This is a genomic window from Priestia sp. 40 (assembly GCF_049368575.1).
GTDB lineage: Bacteria > Bacillota > Bacilli > Bacillales > Bacillaceae_H > Priestia > Priestia zanthoxyli.
This window is the reverse complement of record NZ_JBMPZA010000005.1, coordinates 401,759-427,752: the sequence shown is the minus strand read 5'-3', so window position 1 is coordinate 427,752 and position 25,994 is coordinate 401,759. Positions and strand designations below refer to the sequence as shown.

The window sequence follows — 25,994 nt, the reverse complement described above, 5'->3', positions numbered from 1 at the left end:
GCAATTCATCACTTCTAGAGAGTAACCAGGGCTGGATTGGCTATTGGTTCGTTTTTGTAATATTAAACATTAAGCAATGATAGGTTACTTTTACGCCATTTTCGTCACGATGATTATTTTCATATAAATTGATTAACTCACGAAAAAAGGAAGGGCGCTGACAGTAGCTTTCCTCGTTACTGTTACTTGCTCCAATCTTTTTTATTGATGTAAAAAATTCCTGGACCGTCGGAAAGTATTGAATCTCTAGTTTCTCCATTTTTGATAGTTTAAATGGATCCTCTCTCAATGGAACTAATGCTTGTTCACAAATTTGAGACAACTCTTCAAGAGAAAAAAACAATTGGCCAGGTGAACTGTTACTGAAAAGACCAAGCCTTTGTTTCGCATGACTGTAGCATGAATGAAGCTCTTGAAATGTACGATTTCCAAAGGTTGAAAATAGCAGGCTGCCTGTAGGCTTAAGTTGTTTATACAATTTTTTGATTGTCGTATGAAGACTATTAAACCACTGAAATGTTGCATTCGAAATAATAAGGTCGTAATGTCCTTCTATACTTATTTCCTCGATATCTCCGCATATGAAAGAAACTCGATCTTCCGTTACTTTTTTCTTTGCTAACTCCATCATTCCTGATGACAAATCAACTGCTGTAATAGCAGCCTTAGGAAATTTTTCGCATAATAACTGTGTTAAATAACCCGTGCCGCAGCCAATTTCAAGAATAGCTATTTCCTGGTTAAAGAAATTGGTGGAAAGCTGATCTATTAATTGGTTTGCCATGCTTTTTTGTACATCGGCATAAGCATCATAAGTTTTAGCATGATTATTAAATCTTTTCTTTAAAAGTTGCTTATTAATCATAAATGAGCTCCTTTTCGAGAAATTTTTCTATAAGTTGCGTACAGTGCTGAGGCTTTGTAAAAAAAGGAATATGGCCAGCTTTTTCTAAAATACACAGCTGCGCTTTTCCACCAATTCTTTCAGCTATGAAAGAAGAAGACTCAGGCAAACATATTTGATCATCTCTTCCATGGATCAACAAACAAGGAGTTTGAATTTGATTGAGTTGCATTCCAACATCTTTTTGGAGTAAATAATCTAGCCCTGTAAGGAGGGAGTACGTACTGTCTCCTTGATAATCACGCTGAACAACTTCAATAAATTGATGATGAAATTCTTCTTCTTTTTCAGATTTAGTGAACATAGCGTTATAAAATGAAGTAAGGGTTTTTTCTTTATTACGCTGTAGTTGTTTTTTCATACGTTCAACGATGCGTTGCTCCCATCCAAATGTATTATGCATGTCGTTTGTAAAGCGACTAGTTCCGCCAATTAATATGAGTCCTTCTATCTTGTTAGGGTATAAACTTGCAAGTTCAAGCGTTACAAGGGAACCTAATGACCAACCCATTAAATAAACAGTACCTTGAGTAGAAGTAAGCAATTGGATTGCTCGTTCTCTAAAGTCACTTAGTTCTTTTACACCTCTCCAGTCTGTACACAAAACGTTACATATAGTAGACAATGGTTTTATGATCGGATGAAACGCTGCTTTTTCCATTCCCCATCCGGGAAATATTATAATAGTGGCTTGTTTCATTGAATCACACTCATTTCTTTTCCAATTAGAGAAATTCTCTTTATGGCCCAATTTAAATCTTCTCGAGTATGATCGGCTGTTACAGTAAAACGAATTCTTGCTTTATTTTCAGGAACAGTAGGAGGCCTAACTGCAATAGCAGCAATTCCTTCTTTCTGTAAACGCTCTGCAAACTGCATTGTTCTTTTGTTTTCTCCCGTCAAAATTGGAATGATTTGAGATTGACTTTTGCATGTGTTAAATCCTTCGTATGTAAGGGCCTTCCTGAAAAATAGTGCATGTTGTTGAAGAAGTGCGCGACGCCCTGTGTCTTGTTGCACCTTTTCAATTGCAGCCGTTATTGCACCGAGTATAGCAGGGGGAAGAGCAGTTGAATAAATGAGTCCTCGCATTTTATTTTTTAAATAATCTATGAGCCACTGTTTTCCGGTAACATAAGCTCCAAATGACCCTAGCGCTTTACTAAACGTTCCCATTTGAATATCAATTTTATCTTGTAGATCGAGAAAATGCGCATATCCTCCACCATTTTTTCCGTATATACCGCTTGCATGAGCCTCATCAACCATTAGTAGGGCGTTATACTGCTCTTTTAATTTAACAAGCTCCTTGAGCTTGGCGAAATCACCATCCATGCTGAAAACAGTATCTGTTACAATTAACTTCCGTGACTCCAAGGGAACTTTTTTTAATAAATTTTCTAGGTGGTTCATATCGTTATGGCGATAGCGCTGAAGTTTTGCACGGCTCAGTAGGGCCCCATCAATGATACTTGCATGATTTAACTTATCGCTGAAGATGAAGCCATTACGCGGAACCAAGGCTGAGATGATTCCTAGGTTTGCATTATAACCACTATTGATAATAAGTCCTGCCTCAGCTTTTTTCCAATTAACAAGTGCTCTTTCTGCTTTCTCGTAAAGAGAGTGATTTCCTACTATTAAGCGTGAAGCTGTTGCTCCTATTCCATATGTCATCACAGCATCACTCATTGTTTTCTTCAGCCCCTTATCTCCTGCGTAGCCTAAATAGTTATTAGAGGCAAGGTTCAACATCCTATGTCCATTGACTGTAAGCCATGGTTCTTCAGCAAATTCTGTCGTAACAAGGTACCGTTTTTGAAAAATCTCATCTAAATAGGCAAGTTCTCTCTTGATATCTTCTTCCCAATACAATACACTCTCACCACCGACAATGAAATAAGTTAACTTTAATTTATAAATAGTTAACATATATATCTAATCACTCCTTTAGAAGAGTGTCAAGATGAAATGGTTAAGTGTCATGTTAAATCAGGAGACGTAGTTTATAGCTTATTACTTGAAAAATCTCAACACTACATGAGATGAAAGAGGTTATAAAATCTCTTAAATAAAAGAAGAAAACTCCTAATGGTAGGGAGTTTGCTCTTTTGTTCTTTAAATATTCCTGTTTAATAATAAACGTCTTTTCCAACATGTTTTTGATTTATTTACACGCATCATATTAATCTATCAATTTTATTTGCGTTACTCAACACTTCATATTGATTATCCTCTTTTTCTTAGTTATAATGTAATTGTTACATTTGTAATAATAATGTAATATATTTGTAACTTAAATACATTTTTGCGATGTTAGATAGAATGGTAGCTAATTTTTAAAAATGAAAAGCTGTTTATGGATAAGCCCTTAGCGGTTGTGGTAGCAGTCGTGAGGGGAAAACTTTAGATAAAAAGGTGAGGACGATGTTGAAAAAAATATTTATTTTGGTTGTTCTAGGATATATATTCTTGAGTAGCAAGTATTTTCTTCAAAATTATGTGTATGCGGGCACGTATGAGCAGGATATAAAGGTTAACGATGACTTGGTGTCGAGTCTTCTTTTAGAAAAAGCTGTTTTTTAACGGCTTTTAAGACGCTAAATTTTATATAAAGAGGTAATGGGTAGAGTTGTAATGTCTTCATATTGTCAGTCTCTTTCCTTATCTTCAAAGGTAAAAAGCAGGCGGTAGTTAAAATGATGGAAGGACTTCGGGTCCTAATAGATTTTTAGATTGCCTAGACAACAACGAAGTAGAGAAGAACGATGTAGTTGAGAAGAGAAGGCTGAGGGAGTAAGAATAAAATGAAAAACTATTTAAATGTGGAAGAAGGAAAAAATAGCTGGAAGCGTTATGTAAGTACAACAATCCTTGCTTCTGTGTTTATGCTGTTAGGATCAATTATTTATATTATTGCTGAAATGATAATGGTTGCAGCAGATGAAAGTGGAAAATCATATGTTGATTTTGATAGTGGGGTAGCTGTAGGAATCAATGCTAATTTTGATTTTCTGTTGTCTCATATTATGTACATATGCTGGATTTTTGGTTTATGGATCGGGATTCGTTTTATTCACAAACGAAAAATGAAATCACTAATCACTGCTAACAAACGTGTGAACTGGAAGAAAGTAATATGGTCTTTTGGAGCTTTTAGTCTGTTACTAATCGTTTCACAATTAATTGATGTCGTGTTTAACCACTCGGATTATTCATGGAATCATGTAAGTTTAAAAGAGTATGCCCTGTTAGTACTGATCACGCTTTTATTAGTACCTATTCAAACAACAACGGAGGAGCTGTTTTTTAGAGGACTTCTTCTTCAATGGGTGAGTAAGAAAGTGAAGCGTCCAATTTTACTTGCTATTATTGTTGGGCTAATGTTTTCAATAGGTCATTTTGCTAATCCTGAAATGAATAAATCCATTATATTGGTGGGACTAGATTATATTGTAGCTGGTTTTGCTCTTACATATATCGCGATTAAAACAAAAAGCTTAGAAATTACCATTGGCGCACACGCAGCCAATAACATGTTTCTCGCTTTATTCCTTACAACGGACGATTCTGTTTTCGGATCTATACCGAGTTTGTTTAAGGTAGCTAACACTGAGCCAGTAGCTAATCTTATTTGGTCGATTGTTATGTTTAGTGTTTTTTATATCTTATGTAGAGGGAAGATAAAAAAGGAAGAAGCAGCTGACAAAGATCAGCTTATTGCTTAAATTGGCAGAACCAATAACTAAACAGGATAGGAGATGTAATAGAGTGAGTGGAAATCACGATGAAAATAAACCATTGACTCGTGCAGAAATGAAGCGAGGCCACTTAGCTACTCAACATCGCATTTTGAATGTACTTATCGTTCTTGCATCGATTGCTGCAGTGTATCTAGTAATAAAAACCATACTTTAAAAGAGCAGCCTTTATGGCTGCTCTTTTTATTTTGTCCCAACACCTCGCAACTACCAGTTGAAAAAAGCTTTTAACGAAATCATTGTAGCGGCGTAGACAAGAGATGAGATTAAAAAGGTAGGCAAATGCGCATGTTTTTCAAAAGGGAGCTCTTTACTGATTACGTTAAATAACATTGCACCTGAACTAAAAGCAATCATAGACTCAATAAGCAGTCCTGATGAGGGTCCGAAAACGCCCAGAATTGACCCAAGAAAAGTTGCTCCGGCCAGCATATAGCGACCTCTAGTTTTGTGTAAGCGCGGATGTTTTTTTCCTAGATGGTAAGACCATCCGATAAAATGAAGGCTGATAGCCAGTCCGTAGAATACTGATTCAACTCGCTTAACATCGGTTGAAAACACGACATAAGAAATGATAAAAGAATAAATCATAAAAAAACTAGCCTGTACCATATAAACGGTCAGTTCCGTTAGGTGTGTGGCTGCTTTTGTCTGAGCAAATGAATACACCGAAAAATAGACGAGTAAGCCGAGAAGACCAAGAAAATATAGTTCAGTATCAAGGGCTAGCGATCCTCCAAACTCTTCTTGTTTCTTATGAAGCGTCGGTAAGATATAAATAAATACATAAGCAATAGCTACACCGCCTGATAATGAGAGCAGCTTTTGTTCCCCGATTGGAGAACGTTCGACAATCGTTAATGCGTATAGTTGAATGAGAATAAAAACAATACCTATTATGATTGATTCAATTGTAACCATGATGGTCTCCTTTTAAGGTTCACTTTTAGGGTTTAATTCCCTTTAATAGAAGAAGAGAAACCATGATTTAGATGGAAACATTGCTCAATTATAGGTAGATGTTCGTAAACGTCATACTTTTAAGAATGGTGTTAGTTGATAGTATATACATATTTTACTTACTTATTATTAGCTAGAGACAAGGTATTTATTATAAAGGAAAGCTGTTGAGTTCATGGGTGAAGGCATATCCATTATGTATTTTGGTATAGCTAGAATTTTTAAATGGCGGCCCTGAAGGATTCCTTTAGGAGAACGCTTTCCTATTCCTTCTATTTATTATGTTAATTAAGAAACAACATTATGATATAAAATATAGAAAAAATGTTATTATATAGATATTGATTTAAAAATAAAATGATGTATAGGGGATATCAGCTAATATGTTTTTTGTCATTATAGGATTTATAGCCGTCTTTATCACTTTATGTTCGTTAGAAGCTAAGCTAAGAACGATAGTGAAACAAAATAATAGATTAATTAAATTACTTGAAAAGAAGAATAGATACTAATAGGATTTGGATGATTTCTTACCGTGTAGGAGGATTCAAAATTGAAAAGAAATTTGTTGTTTTTAGGATTCATGTCTATTCTTTTATTAGTATTGAGTAGCTGTGTGAGTAAGGAAAAAAGCGTGCGTTTTGAAGGGGAAGGGGATCAGTGGTAAGCTTTGTATCTTTTAAATAAAGGCGAGAATACTCAAAACGGGCAAGGCAGTATCATTTATAAAGGAAAAGACAAAGAGAAATTAGGAAAAGTTTCTTATGTTGTGGAAGGGGAAACAAGCAAATTATCAGGTACGGATGACGAGACAGAAGGGAAAATTAATTTAAATGGAAGCTGCAGTGGGTGTTCGACCCAAAGCAGCAACGCTCCTTTTCATGTGACAATAAAATGGAATGGTAAAGAAGATAAATTTGATTTAACATCAAAGTAAAACGATAAAACGTTGTATGTATATGAAACTAAAAATCTGGCACATTAATAACGTATTTTTCCTATTCTAATAAAGTTAAAAACCCTTTGCCTACATCAGAGAAAGATTTTTTTGAAAAAATCTTGCATTTATTGGTTGTTAATCTAAATAAAGGGGAATTACATCTATTAAGAGCATACAAAGGGGATAAATATTAGTGACAAATTATAGGTACTATACGGGATCCCTGTTTGTCAGGGAATTAGAACGTTTAAAAGAAGAATATATTCAACTGGATCTCGACAATATGAAAAGAATGGTTGAAGAAGATATTTTACTGTTAGAAAAAGCGGTGAATATGTTGTCTATGAATACTGTTTCTTAAATTAAGCAACTTACTCAAAATACAATAAAGCATTATCTAACGACTGCTGTTAATTCAATTTTAAAAAAGCTACCTCTTTTGGCTGGGAAGAGGTGGTCTTTTTCAATTTCCAGACTGGGTAGAGCATACTAAGTAAAAAAGCGTTTGAAAGCAAATTTATAACATTTCCTAGTTTCTAACAAATGTTGCCCAAACAAAAAAGGACATTTCTTCTATGTCCTGTTCCCTCGTATCAGCCCCGCCTACGCTAAATACTATGACAGCCACTCATGCCATCCAACCTATACTTAGTATAAACAAAAGCGTTTACAAAATAAAGATATTGATGAAATATTCTGTCTATTTTTTATATTGAACTTATCTATTTCGAATAATATTAAATATAATAGATGAAATACTTAATGTCTAGAGATTAACTCACTCATTAATCTGTTTAAAGCAATGTGTAATATATCATGTTCTGTATACTCTTGTTCAAAGGCTAGACTTCTTTTTTCTTTTTTTCTCAACAACTTTCTAATTTCATCACATAAGTAAATTTGAGAATCCAAAAGCTTTATTTCTTTTATATCTTTTGTTTGTTTAGACATAAAATCAACTCCTTTATGACTCTTTAAGAAACTATTCTATCTTAAAAAGTAAAAATCCTTCTTCTATTGCATCGGAATAACGCAATAGGGTTTATCAGAAGGAACAACCTTAGATTAGAGAAAAATTGATCCTGTTTTTTGAGAAACAATGTGTCAACAACGCTATAAAAGGATTCTTTTTTTATTTAAATATTTCTTAAGGTGCAAATCCTTAAAAAAACTTCCTTTAATTATAATTAATGGTAAAATAATCAATGTAAAAGGAGGTTACCATGTATTCACCACAGGAAGCCTTATTGGCCAGTTCTCTTTATTTTGTATTCATTATTCTATCTTTCATAATTAGTTTCTTTATTGGAAGAATACTTATTATAAAATCTCATAGATCAGTAGGGGAAGTTCAGGCAATTTCTCTTTTTATTCATTTCGTTTTGTTCGGAACGGATTTTAGATATTGGTGGTGGGGACACGCTATGTCTATTCTTAACATATTTGAGTTTTTAGCCACTACGTTTATAAGCGTTCTTCTCTTTATAATTAGCGAATGTATTCTTTATTCCTGGTTGAAAAAGCTCTATAAGACGAATGTACAAAAAGGTGCTTAAATCTAAAACAACAGAAATCTTAATGCAATAAGATCCATCTCATTGTAAAAATGTCATTGAAAGAAGGGCAATACTTTGAAAAAAGCCGTGACGACCGTTTCAGCAATTCTACTAATAGGAGCAGCGATTTTTTATTTTGTTACATTCTTTGCCTATATCCCATCTGATAAGTTTTTCGGTTTTCCTGTCCCTAAAAATGCAAAGTTAGTAAAAGGAAAAGAACGTACAGCGATATATGATTGGTCTAAAGCTTCTGAAGAAAACGGCATCCCGTCAGGATATAAATTAGTGATTAAATCAAAAGGGTGGAAGGAAAGGGAGCGAGAAGGGGCCTCGACTTATTATGAAAAAGGAAATAAGATAATTGATTTAATAGCTCAAACCGATGAATTAACCCTAATTAAAGACAAAGATTAACTATACGTAAAATTTAGGAGAGGGTTTTTTTATTGATTCCAGAATTATATACAAAAATGTTCTATTTAAACAGATTAATGGCTTCATTCAATTATGCATCTACTTATTTTAATTTGGCTGTTGTATATCGTAAGTAGAAATACACATTTACCTTTGTCAGCGATATTTATGGAATGAATTGTAATTTATGGTTAACTCTTTTTAAAAGGAGAAGATAAATCAATGAGTACAAAAAGAATACATCTTACGCCATTTGAAACTACTCACATTCAATACTTACATAAATGGTTAAATGATGAACGGGCAATACGAATGATAGGCAGAACACCTTTAACTTATGAAGAGGTGGTACAAGAAGTAGAAAAGAAAAGAATGAACAACGATTTAATTCTAGGAATTGAAAGCGATGAAAAAGAATTAGTCGGGTGGGTATTTCTGAAGGATATAGACCATGGACATGGAAGAGCTAGTATAGGAATTCTCCTATCTTCAGAATCTAGAGGTCACGGATATGGTCGAATGGCTATGGAGCAAATGATTGATTTAGGATTTAAACAGCTTCGTCTAAATAAAATCTATTTAACCACAAGAGGAATAAACGAACAGGCAATTGCACTATATGAAAAAATTGGTTTTATTATCGAAGGGAAATTAAGAAACCATGCCTATGTGGATGGGAAGTACGTAGATACATATTTTATGGGTATATTAGCTTCAGAGTGGAACAAGTAAGTTTACAGGCCATGGTGAAATGAAAAAACAGTGCTTCTTAAGACAGGTATTTAAGTTTAGATAACCGGAGGGATATAAATGAAATCTTATAACTATTTTTGTTCTACACAAATTGAGGTAGGGATGGGCAAAGCTAGAGAATTACCAGAAATGCTAAAATCTTTAAATATCGGTTCATCAATTTTAGTCGTGAGTGATCCAGGTGTGGTTCGTGCAGGACTAGTTTCACCAATTGTAACTGCCTTGGAGGCTTCTGGTTACCGTGTGCTGTTGTTTGACTCAATTGAACAAAACCCTCGAGATACGAATTGTTTGACAGGTGCTAAATTATTTCGTGACTTTGGTGCAGATGCAGTTGTTGCCATTGGTGGCGGAAGTGCAATGGATACAGGAAAAGCTATTGCGCTGTGCGGCCCAAACGGCGGAGAACCATCTGACTATGCAGACGGCCGACTTCTGTATTCAAACATTGCACCAGTTATTTGTATTCCAACTACTTCAGGTACAGGCTCAGAGGTTACTCGGTCTGCTGTAATTACGGAGGCATCTACACATCGAAAGATGACGCTCAAACATGCTTCATTAAGACCTGTCTTGGCGATTCTTGATGCTGAACTAACATTAAGTCTTCCTCCTTCTGTTACGGCTGCGACTGGCATTGATGCACTCGTTCATGCGATTGAAGGTTATACGTGTAAAGTAACAAATCCTATTTCACAAGCGCTTGGGGCTCAAGCAATGAGAACGATTGTTTCAGCATTGCCTATCGTTTTCCGCAATGGTAAAAATGAAACGGCTCGTCAAGATATGCTGGAAGGAAGTCTCTTAGCTGGCCTTTGTTTTGGATCTGCAGATGTTGCCTCGGTACACTGCTTAGCAGAAGCGCTTGGAGGACTTTATGATACCCCGCATGGAGTTGCTAACGCAGTATTTTTACCATACGTATTACGATTTAATTCTATGGAGAATAAGCAGCTGCATGCTACATTAGCAAGGTATATGAGTTTTGCCAAAGATTCAGATTCAGATGAAATAGCTGTTGAAAAATTAATTCAAGGAATTATAGAATTAACAGAATCATTAAATATTCCTAAATTAAAAGAGCTAGAGGGTGTAAAGAAAGAAGACTTTCCGAGCATTGTAAAGTTGGCTATGCAAAACAACTCAACGCCAAGTAACGTCCGCTTAATTACCGAGGCTGATTATATGCAAATTCTTGAACAAGCTTACTTTGACCGTGTAGATAAAAAACGGCATTCTGAAGTAGAGAGCTTGAATTAAAGAATGAAAATTAAAAACTAGCCCCAATTGTCAGACAGTGTCTAACGATTTGGGGCTAGTTTTTAAGTAGTATCTATTTTTAATAAGAAGATACATAATACCAGTTCTTATGTACTTTTTCTATCTGTTTAAAATCTCCGTCAAAATCGCTTTTTGAAGGTTTATGATCATTTGGGTCATAAACAAATCCTGAGAAATTGTCTAGCATCCCGCGGTACGTAAAGAAAAGAATTGATGTCGACTTTCCTTTTGTCTCTACTTCAATGTCGCCTCCGCCTTTAGACAATTGAGTATACTCTTTTGGCAATTGAATAAGTGATGGACTATCGGGTACGTTAGGTTTAATCATGCCATTTTCTATTTTAGCCGCAGCTTCTTCTCTCTTCTCTTGATGGATTTTAAAGTTCAAATCCAAGTTGACTTGAGTAAAGGGAAAGAAGAACCATAATATAATAGTAATGAGCTGAATAACAAGCGGCTGCCACTTTCTATTTTTAAAAAGATGAATCAATGCCCATACAGTTATGATGATAAAGAAGGCATATACAAATAACCAAACAGGCAACATTAAAAATTCCGTTATCATATCAACGAGATCCCACTGGAACAACGATACTAAAATAACTAACAAACTACTCATTAACGATAAAAGCAACAAACGACTACTTTTCACACATTTTCCTCTTCCTGAAATCATTCTTTTTTATAATATATATGAAAATCCTTCTGTGCCATAATGTACGTTTGCGTTAGAAGCAAAAGCAAACCTTAATTAAATTTTCTTTCTGTTAAAAACCTTATTTATAAGTAGCAAAACATGATAAAAAGTATTAGATGCAAAAATACCCAGGGCAAAAAAATAAAATAACAATTGATAGTCTAACTGAATTCCTTCAAACAGAAAGTAAAATGCTAAACCAGGAACTATTCCTGCTAACGAGTACATTAAGAGTTTAGACAAGTACATTTTTCTTGTCTGCCTGTTATGTGCTAGCATATCAATTAGATAGGAACAAATAATTCCAACAACTATATAAACGGGTAAAGTATACATGAATGTAAATACGAATGTATCTGTAAAGCTGAAGTAATAAATATTAGGTTCTTTTTCACTTTCAGGTGTTAAGCTGATTATCCCGTAGACAGCACCAAAAATAGCAGTAGATAAAAGGGAAGTAACAACTAATTTTATAAAACGACTCAAGACAGTGCTCCTTTAATTTTATACTTAGTTCAGCTTTTTATCTTTTCTAGTCTTCTTGTTTGCTTAAAATGAATTTTAGTAGAGGTAAATCACTAATGCTAAATAAATCTGTGGGCTAGCTTGACCCACCCCAAGTAAGAGATTCCTAAAATAAAAGCCCAAAGAAATGCTACACGAATATTTCTAGGTATAGAAATCCATAGCTTTAACATGTTCCAAAGTAAGTGATCTTTATTCGATTTTTTCATTGTTCGTAGATCCTTTCTCAGCTAAGCCGTTCTTCCTTAAGCAGCTCTAAACCATTTTTGCTTACGTAATAGACTAAGTTTCTTTTTAGCAGCCATTGTTTCCTTGGAAGGCAAAAACGGTAGTGTTCCTCCAAATAAATCTTCTATCAACAAAATCACCTCTTATACAGTTAAAGGTAATTATATCATTGATTACCATAAGTGGAGTTCTTTTTTAATTAACTATCATATGAATTCCTTAAAATGTAGTATGTACAGCAACGACATAATAAAATTCTTGTTTTTTCACACAATGTTTACGTATATACCTTACTAGAAGGGGATTCTTTCTATCTAAAATTGTATGACAACCTTTCAATTAATATGCTATAATTATTTATAGACCTAATCTTTCTTAAACTTTTGCAATGCTTAAAATTCGAAAAAGCCATCTCACTTTTTAATATCAAAAGAATGAGGTGGCTTTTTATTTTATTTTATGATGTAGTTTATTCCTCTTCAGGAATCTTAATTAAAATAGTGATAGCAACTGTTGTCAGAAATATAACCCCTAAAATGATCAATAGATTTGTACTCATATGTCCCATCTGCCCTTCTGCTATAATCCCTATAATGTCATTTTAACAAAGAAAACAATTGAATAGAATAAGAAATGAAAGCGTTTTATTTTTATTTATAATCTCCTTCGAAAGATACGTACTTTTAGTTCCACGTACTGTTATGTAAGTACAACATCTTGTTCTTCGTTCTTGGATGTGGATTGCAAGGCTTTGAATTTATTTATTTGAGAAATGACTACTGCAAGAGGATCAGAAATAATGATGCTTTTAATTATAAAACAAGGGATATGTGTTTTATCCAAAGCAACAGACTCATCCATCCAATTATCTAAGTAACTTGAAACTTGGAGCACACCATTCTTCTCATGCAGCATGTACAGATGTCACGAATCGTTTTCACAAGAGCATAGGGTATTTATCGCTGATATTTTACTTTATAGATAGTAAAAATAAAATATTTTTTGAAAAAAATGGAGATAATGAAACTTTTTGCTTGTTGAGACGACTCTAATTAATGAAGGGAGTGATAATACTGTGAAACATAATATACATACAGTAAAACAAGCAATAAACGGAGACAGCAGAGCTTTTGAAGAGCTGCTTTTTCAAGAAGAGAAAATGCTTTATTATAAAGCTCTTTCTTATGTTGGAACAAAGGAAGATGCTCTTGATGTTATCCAAGAAACAGCATGTAAAGCCTTTCTGGCGATAGGTCACTTGCGAGAACCAGAATATTTTTCAACCTGGCTATTTAAAATCCTTATTCGAGAGTGTTACAAGCTATTAAAGAAACGAGAACAAATCGTACCTTATGAAGAACACGAATTATTAAAGAGGTTAGATGAAAAACAAGAAAAAGAAATTGAATCTTTTCATTTAACTGAGGCATTATCTAAACTTAATTCATCTTATCAAACGTCTATTATCTTATTTTACTACCATGATCTATCCATTCAGGATATTTCGGACGTGATGGAAAAACCGGTTGGTACAGTAAAAACGTATCTACGTAGAGCAAAGAAAAAATTGAGAAGTGAATTAGAAAGGAGCTATAAATTAAATGAAAGAATCTCATGAGCATGTAGAAAATTTCCCACAAGAACAGGTTCGGTCAGCTATTCAAGCAGGTATCAGTCAAGCAGAATCACAAATGAGTGGTAACAAGGTAAGTTATAAATATAGCCATAAAATCAGTAATAAAAAAAGGAAAGGCTTATATGCTTTGTCTAGTGTGGCAGTCGCTTTTGGACTATTAGTTGCTTCTTCTTATCAATCTCCAGCTTTAGCAAGCACTTTGTCTCAAATACCTCTTATTGGTTCTGTTTTTGCAGATTCTAATTCCGTTGGTTTGAAACAAGCTCAAAAAAATGGACTGACCAGCCAGGTTGGAGAGACCCAAACTGTTAATGGAATATCTGTTACGCTTGATGAAATTTTATACGACCAAAGTGGCATTAGCCTTAGTTATATCATAAAATCAGAAAAAAAATTGGGAGAATATTATTTTGGTAGCGGTATGGATTTTACCATAAATGGAAAATCACCTGACGGATCTTCGGGTGGATATGAAGAAAAAGTTCAATCTGCCACAACTCGAACGGCCATTCAGGAGATAAACGTATCCGAAGATATGCCAAATGCTTTTGAGCTTGGATTAATCTTACACGGTGAAAATGGGGAAACGTGGTATTTCTCAAATCCAATCAAAAAAATTACGGATATTAAGAAGGTTCCTATTAATCAATTACAGAATGTTGATGGCATCACTCTTAATGTTAAGGACTTATCTTTAAGTAAAACAGGTATGAACATATCTTATGAGAGTTCTGAAAAAGGAGAGGACTTTGAACTAAGCAGAGTTGGATATATAGAATTCCAAGTAGTTGATCAAGATGGAAAGGAAATTACAAGCCATTCAGGTGGAGCAAGCGGTCAAAAAGTGAAAGATAAGCTAGTGTTTAAGAGTAATAAAAAGTTTGATCCAATTGACTCACATGTTACTGAATTAAACGTTACTCCTTATTTATCTCTTCCAACAGACGGGGGAGGAGTCGAATTCGATGAAAACGGCGAGTCAAGAGATATAGGTTTTAAAGGTGGCTCTTTAAAACCAGTTAAATTTAAACCTTTTAAAGTGAAAATACCGCAATAAGTTTATTTTGTAAAAAGAGCTGATATCCAGCTCTTTTTACTTTTTTGAATCACCCTACTATGATTAAGTATTAAAAGAGATAGTGTACAAAAATCCCCTCTAATGCTACTACTACAATTAAAAATCAAGTCAAATCGATAAAATTTTTTATTATTTTTTCTTACGAGGTTTCAATTGAAGTTTTTATTAATGAAGGCGAGAAAGTGATCACGAGCAGAATCTATCCTGTAGAAAATGCAAAAGGTATTTGTTTCTTTGCTGATCAAGAAATTGAATTGATTACCTTAAGCAAATGGAACTTAAGTAAGGGCGTTTCCCCGCTGATGTTTAAAGGGTAATTAGATTCACTTGAAGAACAGGCTTCCTAGAGAGGTGCTGTTCTTTTTTATAGAGTCAAAACTCCAATTCGTTTTCAGAGTTTATTAAATGTTTATACTCATTAAAAACAGGTAAATCAGTAGTAAAAGACGTTTTCAAGGAGGAATACTATATGCCCTACAATTCATTAAAAGAATTGCCTGATGGAGTAAAAGATAATCTTCCTCATCATGCTCAGGAAATTTATAAAGAAGCATTTAATTCAGCCAGTGACGAATACAAAGAAGAAGCTACGGCGCATAAAGTTGCGTGGAATGCAGTAAAAACAAAGTACAAAAAGGATAGTAATGACAACTGGGTGAAAAAATAGTGAGAAAAGAGCTTAAAAGTAGTTTAGTGGAAGGAAGATCCGAATGATAAGCTGTTCGGATCTTTTTTATTATGAGGGGGAATGTAGGTGCTTGTAGCCGTTAATTGGACAGCAAGGCGAAAGACTCCTGCAGGCTCATTTGCCGCCTGCGAAAAGCGAAGCCTTGCACGGAAATTAACAGCGGTGTAACAAGCAATTCATGCCCCGTTTATATCGTTACTTATTCTTTTTCAGCTACGGTAAAGTATTGAACGTTGCTTTTAACGAGTACCAAGTCATTTGCCAAATCCAATACTTTACTTTTATCTTCAAATCTATACTGTATGTAGTTCTTTGCACGAATAAGTGATTTAGTTTCAACTATATGACTGATTTCACCATTGATTAAATGAAACGTTACTTCAAACTTTTTCATAAGAAAACACCTCCATAGTATCAATTTTTACTATTCCTTCATTTCTAATACCATTTCTTTTGAAGGTTTTTACAAAAGATTTCACTCTTGAGTTCACGCCACCGGTGTCTAACAAAGGAATGATTTGTTCTGCACCCATTTTTGATATTGACAGATTGGCAATACTTTGTGAGACTTAATATACATGATGTTCATTAGTTTACATTATGTATAAAATGTATGTTGACGATACAGTATAGTTTAAATAGTCCATCGTATGTATTAATAAAAGTGATACAAGGAGATCAACTATGTCTAAAAAAACAAAAGTAGATCCTAGGATAAAAAGAACAAATAAATACTTAAGAGACGCTTTAGTCGAACTTCTTAAGGAGAAAGATGTCACGTCCATTACGATTCAAGAAATTACGGAAAAAGCGGAGTTAACGCGAGGAACATTTTATTTACGCTATCAAGATAAGCAAGACTTTCTTGTTCAGGTTATGAATGAAGTTCTAGAAGAGCTAATAGAGCAGGTAAAGCCTAAACAAAATAACGAGACTTCCTCAGAAGTAGAAGAAAAAGATGAGTCTGTTTCTTTCTTAAAGCTTTTTGAATTTATCTACGAACACGCTGATTATTTTAAAGTCATGCTAAGTGACCGAGGATTGCCTCAATTCAGAAGTCATATGACGGAAATTGTAAAGAAGAGAGTGTACGGAGAGCTCATCTCTTCGATTGGAGAAGCAGAGGATGGACTTGATATTCCTAAAGATATCCTGATTAGCTATATCACATCAGCTCATATAGGTGTCATTTGTTCTTGGTTAGAAAGCGATATGAAATTTAGCCCTGCATTTATGGCTGATAAATTAACCCGTTTAACCCTTCTAGGGCCAATTCGAGTGGCAGGTTTAGAAAATAAAATAAAGCTTCCTTACTGAAGCTTTATTTTTTAGTTTGTTGAAATAAAGATATTTTACAATCATGAAAGGCAGAAAGGAATTGTGGTATGAAAATAGAAAAACACGGGGAGATTTCCTTACTGGCAGTTTTAGCTATTGGTCCTGGTTTAATGTTAAACACTTCATTAAATTCTATACGTGAAATTCTCCAACAAACGTTTAACAATCAATCTTATATTTCGATAACACCGGTTTTAATAGGGATTATAAGCTTTGCATTTTGTATTCCGTTTGGACCGATTCTTCGACACGAGCTAGGGGAGAGGAGTACTTATGTTCTTTCGATGTGTTTGTTTCTTATAGGAGCTATCGTAAGTATTGCTTCTAACAGCTTTCTAGGAATGGGCATTGGTCGGTTTTTACAAGGGGCAGGAACGGGTTTAGCACTTATGATGATGATTCCAATGCTGGTTCTTTCTTTTCCGATTTATAAACGGAACTTGGCATTACTGATTCTTATTGGCGGATTTTATGGCTCTAGCGTTGTGGGCATTTTTCTCGGAATGTTAGTGAACAGCTACGGACACTGGAGATGGTTATTTTATATAGCGGTCGTACTTTCCTTACTGGGAATATGCTTCAGCTACAAATTTTTAACAAATGATCACGCCAAGCAACAGAACAAACATCATGAACCATTTGACATCATCGGTGTAGCGTTAATGTTTATGGTTACTGCATTTATTACGTTTACATTACTTAATCTCCAAAAATCAGGATGGGCATCTACTTATGTATGGATAGGCATAGTAGGAAGCATCATTTTTTTATGTTTTTTATTTATAGCAGAATGGCATATTAAAAATCCTTTAATTCCCTTTCGATTAGTGGCTTCTCGAAAGCCAGCTCTCGCTATCTTAATCGCTGTTATAGGAAATATTAGTATGAGTCTCACTCTTTTATCCCTACAAGGATTGCTTAAAAGCGGATCTGGTTTTGATAAAGGAGAGATGTCACTGATCTATATCGGGCTTTTTGCCGGGATAGTAATTGCGGCCATATTAAGTGCCGTATTATATGATAAAGTCGGGCCGGGCGTATTAGGTATTATAGGAGCCGTCATTATTATGGGAGTAAACATACAGTGGATGTATGTGGACGGTCATGCTTCAGCTTTTCTCTTTGTTAGTAGCTTCGCAGCTTTAATCGCAGGAGTAGGGTTCACAGTCGCTGCAGGTCTTATGGGTGCTGCTTTAGGCGGACCGCTACCAAGTTTAGTCCCTCGAATGGTCACGGTTCAATTTATAAGAGTGACAGTATCGGCAGTCATCCCTGTAATCAGCAGTATTGTTTTTGCAAAGGTGTATAAAGATCACCTTGCGACGGTAAGCGCAGAGAGCCAGGTTGCTAGTAAAGAAAATTTTACTCAGTCTCTACATGTAAAATCTGAAATCATTACGTATCATACCTTTTCTACGTTTTCGTGTGTATTAAGCATTGTGGTATTCATTCTCTCGTTTTTGATGTTTTTAACAGGTAAAGGACACAAGCTGGCTCATAAGTCGCATGATAAAGAAAAAAATAAAGAAAAACTGAGTACCGAAGAGGTTCACAGTAAAAAAGCTATTCCCGTTTTTGAGCATTCGCCTAAAGAGATTGTTTCGAATCAAGTCATTGGTGATAGCGAGTATAGAGAAGCTTTAAAAAAGTTTGGCAAGCCTAAATTTTCTCCTGATAAAATGCTGCATATGAAAGATCAAGAATATAGAAAAGCTCTTAAAAGGATGAAGGATATGGGACAATAAGTTAAACTGAAGAAATTTGAATGAAGAAGAGAAAGAGCAAACTCACGTGTAAGAGAGTTTGCTCTTTTAATTTTTGCATATACTTCTTTTCTACTACCACAGATATGTTATAATGGTAAAATTTAATAGGTTGAAAGGGAGGGAGTTTATTGCTGTATCATCCAAAATGGAGCAAAGCAAAGAAACGTTTACTGAGTTTTGTATGCGAATCTTTGCATTCAAGAGTAGATTTTCAAGTGATTAATTATCGAAAAGCACATGACCAGTTAGGTAGGGCTGGCATAACTGTTGATAAAGTAGAAATGCTAAATATGTGTACGATTACTGCTGAAAAAGAAGAATATTATAGAGAAAGAGATATTCGTATTCAGTTAGACGATTTTACTTATGATAATGTTTTTAATAATCGAGCAATCCAAGAACAAGCTCAAGAACAATTAAAAACGGAAGGCATTTATGCACAATATGATTTCTTTTCTGCTTTGGAGGAATATTTTAATTCACCAATTGAATTATCTTTAGAGTCGAATGATATGTTAATAAAAATATTGTGTATGCTTGACCGTCGTGTAGGAAAAAGAACTTTACGTAAAATGAAAGAATCCATTTTAGAAGAAAACACATTCGTTCAGGATTTTTATAAATTACGTTGTGAAGCAGAGAATATACATAGTAGCCAATGAACATAAACAGAACTTCTATTACATTCAAAAATGACTATATACGTCATTGCTAATGAAATAACAGAAACAAATTTTAATTGTCACAGGGCACTAAGTTAGGTATATAGATATCATTATTTAGTATATTTTAGATAGAAACAGTACTTATAGATGTGTTACAATATTCCTGGAATACAAAATGGAAATTCATTTTTCCTTTGTGCAGGGGAATGGTATAAATATGTGCCTTTCCTCTTTTCATTTTTTAGTTCTATCTTGCTTATTGAAAAAGCATATACATAAATGGGAAACAGTTTACATACGTAATTTAGAAATGAAATGGAGAGAGAGGTATCTGTGGAAAGAAACGAATTTAGAAGACAAAAAGCAACCCGGGCAAAAGAGAAGAGAAGGAAAAAGCTTAATCAGCACAATGTCTTAAACTTATTGCTAATCTTTATATCGGTATGTATCGTTTGTCTGCTAATCAACTTATCATTGAGATAGAAAAAAATTTATCAAAAAGAGTACGTAAAAGAGAGGAAGACAATTTAATATGAGTAATCAACAAATAGCAGCCGAAGGCTCTAACATCAAAGTACTGCCGATTATTACGTCGTTTCTTATTGCCGGGTTTATCGGTTTATTTAGTGAAACAGCGCTAAATATGGCGTTAAAAGAGCTAATTTCAGGCTTTGGTATTCACGAAACAACGGCACAATGGCTAACAACAGGGTATCTATTAACGTTAGGAATTCTGGTACCTATTTCAGGTTTTATTCTTCAGCGGTTTACGACGAGACAGCTTTTTATAGCATCGCTAATTTGCTCCATCATTGGAACATTTATTGCGGCTATTGCACCAACGTTCGGGGTACTCATGATTGCCCGTGTCGTGCAAGCTGTGGGAACTGCCTTACTTTTACCGCTTATGTTTAACACAATCCTTGTTATTATTCCGCCGCATAAGCGTGGAAAGTCAATGGGAATCATCGGCCTCGTTATTATGTTTGCCCCAGCTGTTGGACCAACTGTATCAGGCTTAATCTTAAAAACATTAACGTGGCACTGGATTTTCTGGATTTCACTTCCGTTATTAGTGGTTGCTTTAGTGTTTGGAGCTTTCTTTATGCAGAACGTTACGACACCAACAAAGCCAAAAATCGATATGATTTCCGTTGTTCTTTCAACAATAGGTTTTGGAGGAATTGTATTTGGATTTAGCAGCGCTGGAGAAGGCGGGGGCTGGGGAAGTCTACAGGTTATTCTAACTCTTGTGATTGGAACTGTTGCACTAGTTGCCTTCTCTATTCGTCAAACGAAGATGAAAGAGCCAATGTTAGACCTTAAAGCCTTTAAGTATCCAATGTTTACAATTGGTCTTTTATTAATTCTAGTCTGCATGATGGTACTACTGTCTGCCATGATGATTTTACCCCTGTACTTACAAACATCATTAGCTTTATCAACCTTTGCCGCTGGCCTAATGCTTCTTCCAGGAGGAGTTATTAACGGAATTCTTTCACCGGTTATGGGCGGATTATTTGACCGTTTTGGTCCCAAATGGCTAGTTATTCCTGGTCTTTTGATTGTAGTCGGCACCATGTATGGTTTTTCAACCGTAACGCTGGAAACGTCAACAGGGTTTATCATTGGGTTACACATTGCGCTTATGATAGCTATTTCGATGATTATGATGCCAGCTCAAACAAATGGATTAAATCAGCTCCCACCTGAGCTGTACCCGCATGGAACAGCGATTATGAACACTTTACAGCAGGTTTCAGGCGCAATTGGAACAGCTGTTGGAATCTCGATTCTGTCATCAGGTTCAAGAAGCTTCCTTGAGACGGTATCAGATAAAATGGATCCATTAAACCAAGTTCTTGCCTTTACCAACGGTGTTCAGCATGCGTTCATCTTTGCGATTATTGTTTCAATTGTTGGATTGGTTATTTCGTTCTTTATCAAGAGAGTTAATGTTGAACAGAAGGCGCATTAATAAAAACCACAGACCATTATCGATGTAAAGGATTCAGTTTTCGAATACAAAAACTCAATTCATGAAAAATACAGTCCAATTGGAAACCGAATTGGACTGTATTTTTTTGTTGATATGTTAGGATTTCCTGTGAATTTAATGAAGGGTTATCACTTTAGTGGAAAATATTATCAGCTTGCCAATTGGTACGCTAATTGTTATCCGGACGATTGTGTTAAAAATGGCAAGCAGGTTTTTGGATATTTATGTTGAAATCATAGGGACGCTTATGCAGTTAACGCAGCAGGATTGTTCAAGGTGGAAAATTCACCTCGACACAGAATTCTTATTTGGAAAATAAAAATTGATAAAAGGGATAACGGGGGGAAATATGCCGAAAGTAGAATTAAACAAAGCTCTGATAAATTATGAAGTAAGAGGAGAAGGTCAGCCTATAGTGTTTTTACATGGATTAGGAGGTAGCTGGAAGATGTGGCTCCCGCAAATAGATGCCTTCTCCTCTAGATATAAAATGATTATGTTAGATATGAGGGGACACGGAGAATCTACAAAAACCTTTCCAAATGATAAATTTTCAGCAAGAGTGATGGCGGAAGACCTAAAATTATTTTTAGATGAACTTAATATCACCAAGACTCATCTGGTTGGTTTATCCTACGGTTCTGTTACCGCTCAATTGTTTGCATCAAAGTACTCTAGCCACATTGATAAACTGATTTTATCGAATGGGTACAGTGAAATCCCTACAAAGGTGTCAGGGTTGGTATTAAAGTTGTCCAATGCCGTATTCAAAATGATGCCCTATGATACCATTATCACCCTGATGATGAAGGTGTATGGAAAGGACGAATTCACGAAGAAGGTATTACGTGATTCTTTTACATTCGATAAAGAAATGATAATCCTTGCAAAAAACTCTGAATTTCCTACTCATACAAATGAGTTAAAACATATAAAGGTCCCAACACTAGTGATGGGTGGAAATAAAAAAGTCATGGGCGTGGACGAAAGAAAGGGTTCACAAACACTATTTGACAATATTCCAAATGCCACACTTGCGTTGTTTGAAAATGCGTTCGACCCAATAAGCACAATGGAAATAGATATTTTTAATGAAATGATTCTTGATTTTTTAGATGAAAAAACACTTAAGGGATATGAAGGAATATCCATATTTGAAAAGTCGAAGAATCCTATGAAATAATCTCAATTTGTAAAAAGTTTCATTTAAACAAAAGGAGGGCTAATGTACAACATCATATTGCTATAAAAGAGCAAGTTCCAAGAGGTAAGGTTAAGCCAATCTTACCTCTTTTATTAGTGAGTGCTGCTATTCATTTAGCAGAAAGAGTAAAGGTATAAATAAAAATGAACAGTGCAAGCCGTGTTTTGACTGACATGCAGAGGGAAATATGATGAAGTCTGCGCTGAAGACAGCACATATATTTTTTGAAGAGAAGGGGTTTATCCTTCTCTTTTTTTATTTAATCTCATCTTATATTCATTTTTGTAGGTTTGAAGCATCTCATTTATTAGTAGGTATAACTTAAAGTGGGATATTAATATTATTAAAATTAGTATTTATATATTTAATTTTTTTATTAATTTAATTTAATTTTATTGTTTTTAATATTAAATATTTGTTATATAATCAAATTAACTAAAAGAAGGAGATTTGATTATGGCTTATAAAGTGCTTACAAGTTGTCCTGTCTGCAGTGAAACGTTAAAAATTACAAAGCTGCAGTGCAGCCATTGTCACACGACGATTGAAAATGAGTTTGAATTATCTAAGCTGGCCTCCTTATCGAGTGATCAGCTTCATTTTGTAGAAGTGTTTTTAACATGCAGGGGAAATATCAAGGAAGTTGAGAAAGAACTGGGCGTTTCATATCCAACGGTTCGAGGCAAGCTGACTGACATCATTTCATCTCTTGGATATGTAGAAAAGAAGAAAAACGAAGTAGACGAGAAAAAAGTTGTGTCTATGCTAGAAAATGGTGAAATCACAGCGGAAGAAGCCATCAAGCTCTTAAAAGAAGAATAGGGGGGATTTTTGTGAAAGAGGAAATTACAAAAGTGTTAACAATGGTTCAAGAAGGAAAAATTGATGCAGAAAAGGGATCAGAACTGATTCAAGTATTAAAAGAAAAAGAAGAAACAAGCAATAAGCTTTTGAAAAAACCGAATGAGTATTTAGATAAAACGTTAAAAATTCGAGTTGTTTCAACTGAAAACGATAATGTGAAGGTGAATTTGCCCATAAAGCTTGTCAAGCTGGTATTAATGGCTGGACACAGCATCGCAGCAAGTATTCCTCAATCAGAAAAATATGTAAAAGATATAGACATAAACCTGATTGTTGAAGCAATTGAAAACGAGTTAGATGGTCAAATTGTTGACATTAAATCGGCGAACGGAGATACCGTTTCAATCATCATTGAGTAACGGTGCGCTTATGATTCATGTAAAAGTGAAAACCAAAGAAGCTCGGTTTAGTATCCCAATTCCATATGCTCTTTTAAATGTTGCTATTAGCGTTGTTTTTTCGAAATTTATCCAGAAGCATGCAGATAAATGGACAAAAGAACATTTTAAAAGAAAAGAGCTGAATTTTACTTTTCCGCAAATAGATAAAAGTGTGCTAAAGCCTATCGTCAAGGAACTAAAGAAACATAAGGGAATGGTGCTAGTAGATGTCAAAGCTACGGATGGTACGGAGGTAAGAGTTAGACTATAATTTAGTGTAAAGTGCAGTTGGCTTTAAAGAACTAAAATAAAAATGGCTCCGATTGTCTGAGCTTATTTAATAAAAGGTCTTAAATATTTGAAAGTAGAAAAAAACTTCGGTTAGTTATATACACGAGTACTATCTAACAGTTGGGTATTCTCTATGTGTCCAAATAGAAGGAGCAAACTCTGGCGATACGGGATTGCTTCTTTTATTTATGTATAAGCTTCTGTTTATAGGCTTTGAGATAAGTTTTGATACAAAAAAGGGCCTCAATTTAGCTCAGAATCATTAAGTATAGTTGCGTTTCAAAAACCACTTCACTTTTAGTAAGAACAACAAAGTTCACCCGTTATATTTTCCACCCCCGTGCTCATATCCACACAAAATCATGAATATGTTTCTAATAAGCCGTTAAGCGTTTCAACTAGCTGCAAAAAAATATAAAAATTTATATTGACAGTGGAATTATAAGGTTTTATAATTATCCTTAATTCAAGATATTTTAATTCGAGATTTTAAAGTGATGAAAAAATAGGAGGAATAAAAAATGGTGAGCATTGGTTTATTGTTAATACGTTTAGTCATTGGATTATCTTTTATGGCCCATGGAACTCAGAAATTGTTTGGATGGTTTGGCGGCCACGGGCTAAAAGGAACGGGAGGCTGGTTTGAATCCATCGGAATGAAGCCAGGTGTTAGAATGGCGTTAATGGCTGGATTATCAGAGCTGGTAGGCGGGGCTTTATTTGCTGCAGGACTTCTTACGCCGCTTGGAGCGCTTTTAATTGTAGGAACAATGGTCATGGCGATTGTGAAAGTACACGGTCCAAATGGATACTGGGCAACACAAAACGGATATGAATATAATCTTACGCTGCTAGTTGTAGCAGTCGGTGTAGCAATCGCTGGACCAGGTTATTATGCACTCGATACTTTTATTTTCTAAAAGAGAGAATGGGTTGGAATAAGAAAGGTGCTTTTATTTTTTGACTAATATCTCGAATTCGAGATATTTACGATAAATAGTTGTAATTTTAAGAGGGATAACGAAACATATGACGAAAAATGTATCGAAGGAGATGGTAGTAATGAGTAAAAAAACAGCGGGTATTCATCATATCACGGCGATTGTAGGTCATCCTCAGGAAAATGTTGATTTCTATGCGGGCGTGTTAGGATTACGCTTGGTCAAACAAACGGTAAACTTTGATGATCCAGGAACGTATCACCTTTACTTTGGAAATGAAGGCGGAAAACCTGGAACGATTATCACATTCTTCCCGTGGGCAAATGCACGACAAGGAAAAATAGGCGACGGGCAAGTTGGCGTAACTTCCTATGTGGTTCCAAAAGGTGCGATGGGCTTTTGGGAACAACGATTAGCTAAGTTTGGAGTTCCAGCTACAAAGATGGAGCGATTTAGAGAGCAGTATTTAGAGTTTGACGATCCTCACGGTTTACATTTAGAGATTGTTGAAAGAGAAGAAGGAGAAAAAAATACGTGGCAAACTGGTGAAATTAATTCGGATGTTGCTATTAAAGGATTCGGAGGCGCTACGTTATTATCGGTTCGACCTGATGAAACAGCTCAGTTATTAGAAAATGTAATGGGTCTACAAAAAGTAGGGCAAGAAGGAGATTTTATACGTTTTCAATCATCAGCTGACATTGGAAATGTGATTGATTTAAAATTAACAACCATTGGACGGGGGCAAATGGGCGTTGGAACGGTTCACCATATTGCATGGCGAGCAAAAGATGATGAAGATCAATTAGAATGGCAGAAATACGTAGCCGATAGCGGATACGGAGTGACGGCTGTTCGAGATCGAAATTACTTTAATGCGATTTACTTTAAAGAACACGGAGAAATTCTATTTGAAATTGCAACAGACCCTCCAGGCTTTGCACATGATGAGTCACTTGAAACAATGGGAGAAAAGCTCATGCTGCCTGAACAGTACGAAACCCACCGAGATCAAATTGAAAGAGCTTTGATTCCTTTTGAAGTGAGAGAATTAGACTAAATTTTAACGAAAGAATTCTTTTAGTAATAGTAAAATGCTAGCTCGATCCCAAATTAGGTACA

31 protein-coding genes are annotated in these 25,994 nt (G+C 35.0%); 22 read left to right on the top strand and 9 right to left on the bottom strand.

Going from position 1 to position 25,994, the window contains the following annotated elements; all coding sequences use genetic code 11:
• Positions 1–40 precede the first annotated feature (40 nt).
• The 3 genes from bioC to bioF are packed head-to-tail and all read right to left on the bottom strand — an operon-like array spanning position 41 to position 2,779.
• The gene (gene bioC / locus ACO1DI_RS03220) at positions 41–865 is read right to left on the bottom strand and encodes a malonyl-ACP O-methyltransferase BioC (protein ID WP_014458827.1); all 825 of its coding nucleotides are present in this window, start codon (positions 863–865) and stop codon (positions 41–43) included.
• The gene (locus ACO1DI_RS03215) at positions 858–1,604 is read right to left on the bottom strand and encodes an alpha/beta fold hydrolase (protein WP_423145081.1); all 747 of its coding nucleotides are present in this window, start codon (positions 1,602–1,604) and stop codon (positions 858–860) included. Before ACO1DI_RS03215 ends, bioC begins: the two co-directional genes overlap by 8 nt.
• A complete protein-coding gene (gene bioF, locus ACO1DI_RS03210; protein WP_423145248.1) occupies positions 1,601–2,779 on the bottom strand; it encodes an 8-amino-7-oxononanoate synthase in 1,179 nt (392 codons plus the stop codon). The genes ACO1DI_RS03215 and bioF overlap by 4 nt, the downstream gene beginning before the upstream one ends.
• 932 nt (positions 2,780–3,711) lie before the next feature.
• On the opposite strand from bioF, the gene ACO1DI_RS03205 reads away from it, so the two are divergent.
• Together ACO1DI_RS03205 and ACO1DI_RS03200 are read left to right on the top strand one after the other, a co-directional pair.
• Positions 3,712–4,632, top strand: coding sequence for a lysostaphin resistance A-like protein (locus tag ACO1DI_RS03205; protein WP_423145080.1), 921 nt, complete (start codon positions 3,712–3,714; stop codon positions 4,630–4,632).
• Positions 4,633–4,675: 43 nt separating this feature from the next.
• Positions 4,676–4,822, top strand: a complete 147-nt coding sequence (locus ACO1DI_RS03200) for a hypothetical protein (RefSeq protein ID WP_014458831.1) — start codon at positions 4,676–4,678, stop codon at positions 4,820–4,822.
• A gap of 50 nt (positions 4,823–4,872) precedes the next feature.
• Here the strand turns inward: ACO1DI_RS03200 and ACO1DI_RS03195 are convergent, their stop codons facing one another.
• Entirely contained in the window at positions 4,873–5,586 is a 714-nt protein-coding gene (locus ACO1DI_RS03195; RefSeq protein ID WP_014458832.1) for a hypothetical protein, read from the bottom strand.
• Positions 5,587–6,295: 709 nt separating this feature from the next.
• On the opposite strand from ACO1DI_RS03195, the gene ACO1DI_RS03190 reads away from it, so the two are divergent.
• The gene (locus ACO1DI_RS03190; RefSeq protein WP_423145079.1) at positions 6,296–6,562 is read left to right on the top strand and encodes a hypothetical protein; all 267 of its coding nucleotides are present in this window, start codon (positions 6,296–6,298) and stop codon (positions 6,560–6,562) included.
• 196 nt (positions 6,563–6,758) lie between these two features.
• Positions 6,759–6,926 carry a hypothetical protein gene (locus tag ACO1DI_RS03185; protein WP_226701539.1) on the top strand — a complete coding sequence of 56 codons (168 nt, stop codon included), beginning with the start codon at positions 6,759–6,761 and terminating at the stop codon, positions 6,924–6,926.
• 398 nt (positions 6,927–7,324) lie between these two features.
• On the opposite strand, the gene ACO1DI_RS03180 is transcribed toward ACO1DI_RS03185, so the two are convergent.
• Positions 7,325–7,516, bottom strand: a complete 192-nt coding sequence (locus ACO1DI_RS03180) for a hypothetical protein (protein WP_013084390.1) — start codon at positions 7,514–7,516, stop codon at positions 7,325–7,327.
• Positions 7,517–8,196: 680 nt separating this feature from the next.
• Between ACO1DI_RS03180 and ACO1DI_RS03175 the strand changes: the two genes are divergently transcribed.
• From ACO1DI_RS03175 to ACO1DI_RS03165, 3 genes are all read left to right on the top strand, one after another.
• Positions 8,197–8,538: a hypothetical protein gene (locus ACO1DI_RS03175; RefSeq protein WP_226701538.1), complete on the top strand. Its 342-nt coding sequence runs from the start codon at positions 8,197–8,199 to the stop codon at positions 8,536–8,538.
• A 222-nt stretch (positions 8,539–8,760) separates the two neighbouring features.
• Positions 8,761–9,270, top strand: coding sequence for a GNAT family N-acetyltransferase (locus ACO1DI_RS03170; RefSeq protein ID WP_226701537.1), 510 nt, complete (start codon positions 8,761–8,763; stop codon positions 9,268–9,270).
• Positions 9,271–9,348: 78 nt separating this feature from the next.
• Complete coding sequence (locus ACO1DI_RS03165) at positions 9,349–10,551, top strand: iron-containing alcohol dehydrogenase (RefSeq protein ID WP_243556174.1); 1,203 nt, start codon at positions 9,349–9,351, stop codon at positions 10,549–10,551.
• 79 nt (positions 10,552–10,630) lie between these two features.
• On the opposite strand, the gene ACO1DI_RS03160 is transcribed toward ACO1DI_RS03165, so the two are convergent.
• Positions 10,631–11,224, bottom strand: a complete 594-nt coding sequence (locus ACO1DI_RS03160; RefSeq protein ID WP_182421222.1) for a hypothetical protein — start codon at positions 11,222–11,224, stop codon at positions 10,631–10,633.
• Between the two features lie 99 nt (positions 11,225–11,323).
• The gene (locus ACO1DI_RS03155; RefSeq protein WP_014458840.1) at positions 11,324–11,755 is read right to left on the bottom strand and encodes a hypothetical protein; all 432 of its coding nucleotides are present in this window, start codon (positions 11,753–11,755) and stop codon (positions 11,324–11,326) included.
• 1,342 nt (positions 11,756–13,097) lie between these two features.
• Between ACO1DI_RS03155 and ACO1DI_RS03150 the strand changes: the two genes are divergently transcribed.
• From ACO1DI_RS03150 to ACO1DI_RS03135, 4 genes are all read left to right on the top strand, one after another.
• A complete protein-coding gene (locus ACO1DI_RS03150) occupies positions 13,098–13,640 on the top strand; it encodes a sigma-70 family RNA polymerase sigma factor (RefSeq protein ID WP_034267402.1) in 543 nt (180 codons plus the stop codon).
• Entirely contained in the window at positions 13,624–14,715 is a 1,092-nt protein-coding gene (locus ACO1DI_RS03145) for a DUF4179 domain-containing protein (protein WP_208733015.1), read from the top strand. The genes ACO1DI_RS03150 and ACO1DI_RS03145 overlap by 17 nt, the downstream gene beginning before the upstream one ends.
• Before the next feature lie 92 nt (positions 14,716–14,807).
• Entirely contained in the window at positions 14,808–15,053 is a 246-nt protein-coding gene (locus ACO1DI_RS03140) for a GH32 C-terminal domain-containing protein (protein ID WP_308015004.1), read from the top strand.
• A gap of 152 nt (positions 15,054–15,205) precedes the next feature.
• Positions 15,206–15,403, top strand: coding sequence for a ChaB family protein (locus ACO1DI_RS03135; protein WP_033580050.1), 198 nt, complete (start codon positions 15,206–15,208; stop codon positions 15,401–15,403).
• 220 nt (positions 15,404–15,623) lie between these two features.
• Here the strand turns inward: ACO1DI_RS03135 and ACO1DI_RS03130 are convergent, their stop codons facing one another.
• Together ACO1DI_RS03130 and ACO1DI_RS03125 are read right to left on the bottom strand one after the other, a co-directional pair.
• Positions 15,624–15,818 (bottom strand): hypothetical protein, encoded by a 195-nt coding sequence (locus ACO1DI_RS03130; protein WP_014458846.1) that lies wholly within the window; start codon positions 15,816–15,818, stop codon positions 15,624–15,626.
• The gene (locus tag ACO1DI_RS03125) at positions 15,805–15,957 is read right to left on the bottom strand and encodes a hypothetical protein (RefSeq protein WP_423145078.1); all 153 of its coding nucleotides are present in this window, start codon (positions 15,955–15,957) and stop codon (positions 15,805–15,807) included. Before ACO1DI_RS03125 ends, ACO1DI_RS03130 begins: the two co-directional genes overlap by 14 nt.
• A 151-nt stretch (positions 15,958–16,108) precedes the next feature.
• On the opposite strand from ACO1DI_RS03125, the gene ACO1DI_RS03120 reads away from it, so the two are divergent.
• The 11 genes from ACO1DI_RS03120 (at position 16,109) to ACO1DI_RS03070 (ending at position 25,932) form a co-directional block, all read left to right on the top strand.
• Positions 16,109–16,741, top strand: coding sequence for a TetR/AcrR family transcriptional regulator C-terminal domain-containing protein (locus ACO1DI_RS03120; RefSeq protein WP_423145077.1), 633 nt, complete (start codon positions 16,109–16,111; stop codon positions 16,739–16,741).
• Positions 16,742–16,809: 68 nt separating this feature from the next.
• Positions 16,810–18,507: an MFS transporter gene (locus ACO1DI_RS03115; RefSeq protein WP_423145076.1), complete on the top strand. Its 1,698-nt coding sequence runs from the start codon at positions 16,810–16,812 to the stop codon at positions 18,505–18,507.
• Between the two features lie 149 nt (positions 18,508–18,656).
• On the top strand, positions 18,657–19,190 hold the full coding sequence (locus ACO1DI_RS03110; protein ID WP_423145075.1) for an SF0329 family protein: 534 nt from the start codon (positions 18,657–18,659) through the stop codon (positions 19,188–19,190).
• Positions 19,191–19,725: 535 nt separating this feature from the next.
• A complete protein-coding gene (locus ACO1DI_RS03105) occupies positions 19,726–21,171 on the top strand; it encodes a DHA2 family efflux MFS transporter permease subunit (protein WP_115654620.1) in 1,446 nt (481 codons plus the stop codon).
• A gap of 157 nt (positions 21,172–21,328) precedes the next feature.
• Positions 21,329–21,511 (top strand): hypothetical protein, encoded by a 183-nt coding sequence (locus ACO1DI_RS03100; RefSeq protein ID WP_171776780.1) that lies wholly within the window; start codon positions 21,329–21,331, stop codon positions 21,509–21,511.
• Between the two features lie 30 nt (positions 21,512–21,541).
• A complete protein-coding gene (locus ACO1DI_RS03095) occupies positions 21,542–22,375 on the top strand; it encodes an alpha/beta fold hydrolase (protein ID WP_423145074.1) in 834 nt (277 codons plus the stop codon).
• Positions 22,376–22,852: 477 nt separating this feature from the next.
• Entirely contained in the window at positions 22,853–23,218 is a 366-nt protein-coding gene (locus ACO1DI_RS03090; RefSeq protein ID WP_014458854.1) for a DUF2089 domain-containing protein, read from the top strand.
• Between the two features lie 11 nt (positions 23,219–23,229).
• The gene (locus ACO1DI_RS03085; RefSeq protein ID WP_423145073.1) at positions 23,230–23,619 is read left to right on the top strand and encodes an SHOCT-like domain-containing protein; all 390 of its coding nucleotides are present in this window, start codon (positions 23,230–23,232) and stop codon (positions 23,617–23,619) included.
• Positions 23,620–23,629: 10 nt separating this feature from the next.
• Entirely contained in the window at positions 23,630–23,911 is a 282-nt protein-coding gene (locus tag ACO1DI_RS03080; RefSeq protein ID WP_423145072.1) for a hypothetical protein, read from the top strand.
• A 541-nt stretch (positions 23,912–24,452) separates the two neighbouring features.
• Complete coding sequence (locus ACO1DI_RS03075; protein ID WP_209367472.1) at positions 24,453–24,851, top strand: DoxX family protein; 399 nt, start codon at positions 24,453–24,455, stop codon at positions 24,849–24,851.
• Positions 24,852–24,993: 142 nt separating this feature from the next.
• Positions 24,994–25,932: a ring-cleaving dioxygenase gene (locus tag ACO1DI_RS03070; RefSeq protein WP_209367464.1), complete on the top strand. Its 939-nt coding sequence runs from the start codon at positions 24,994–24,996 to the stop codon at positions 25,930–25,932.
• Positions 25,933–25,994: the final 62 nt, after the last annotated feature.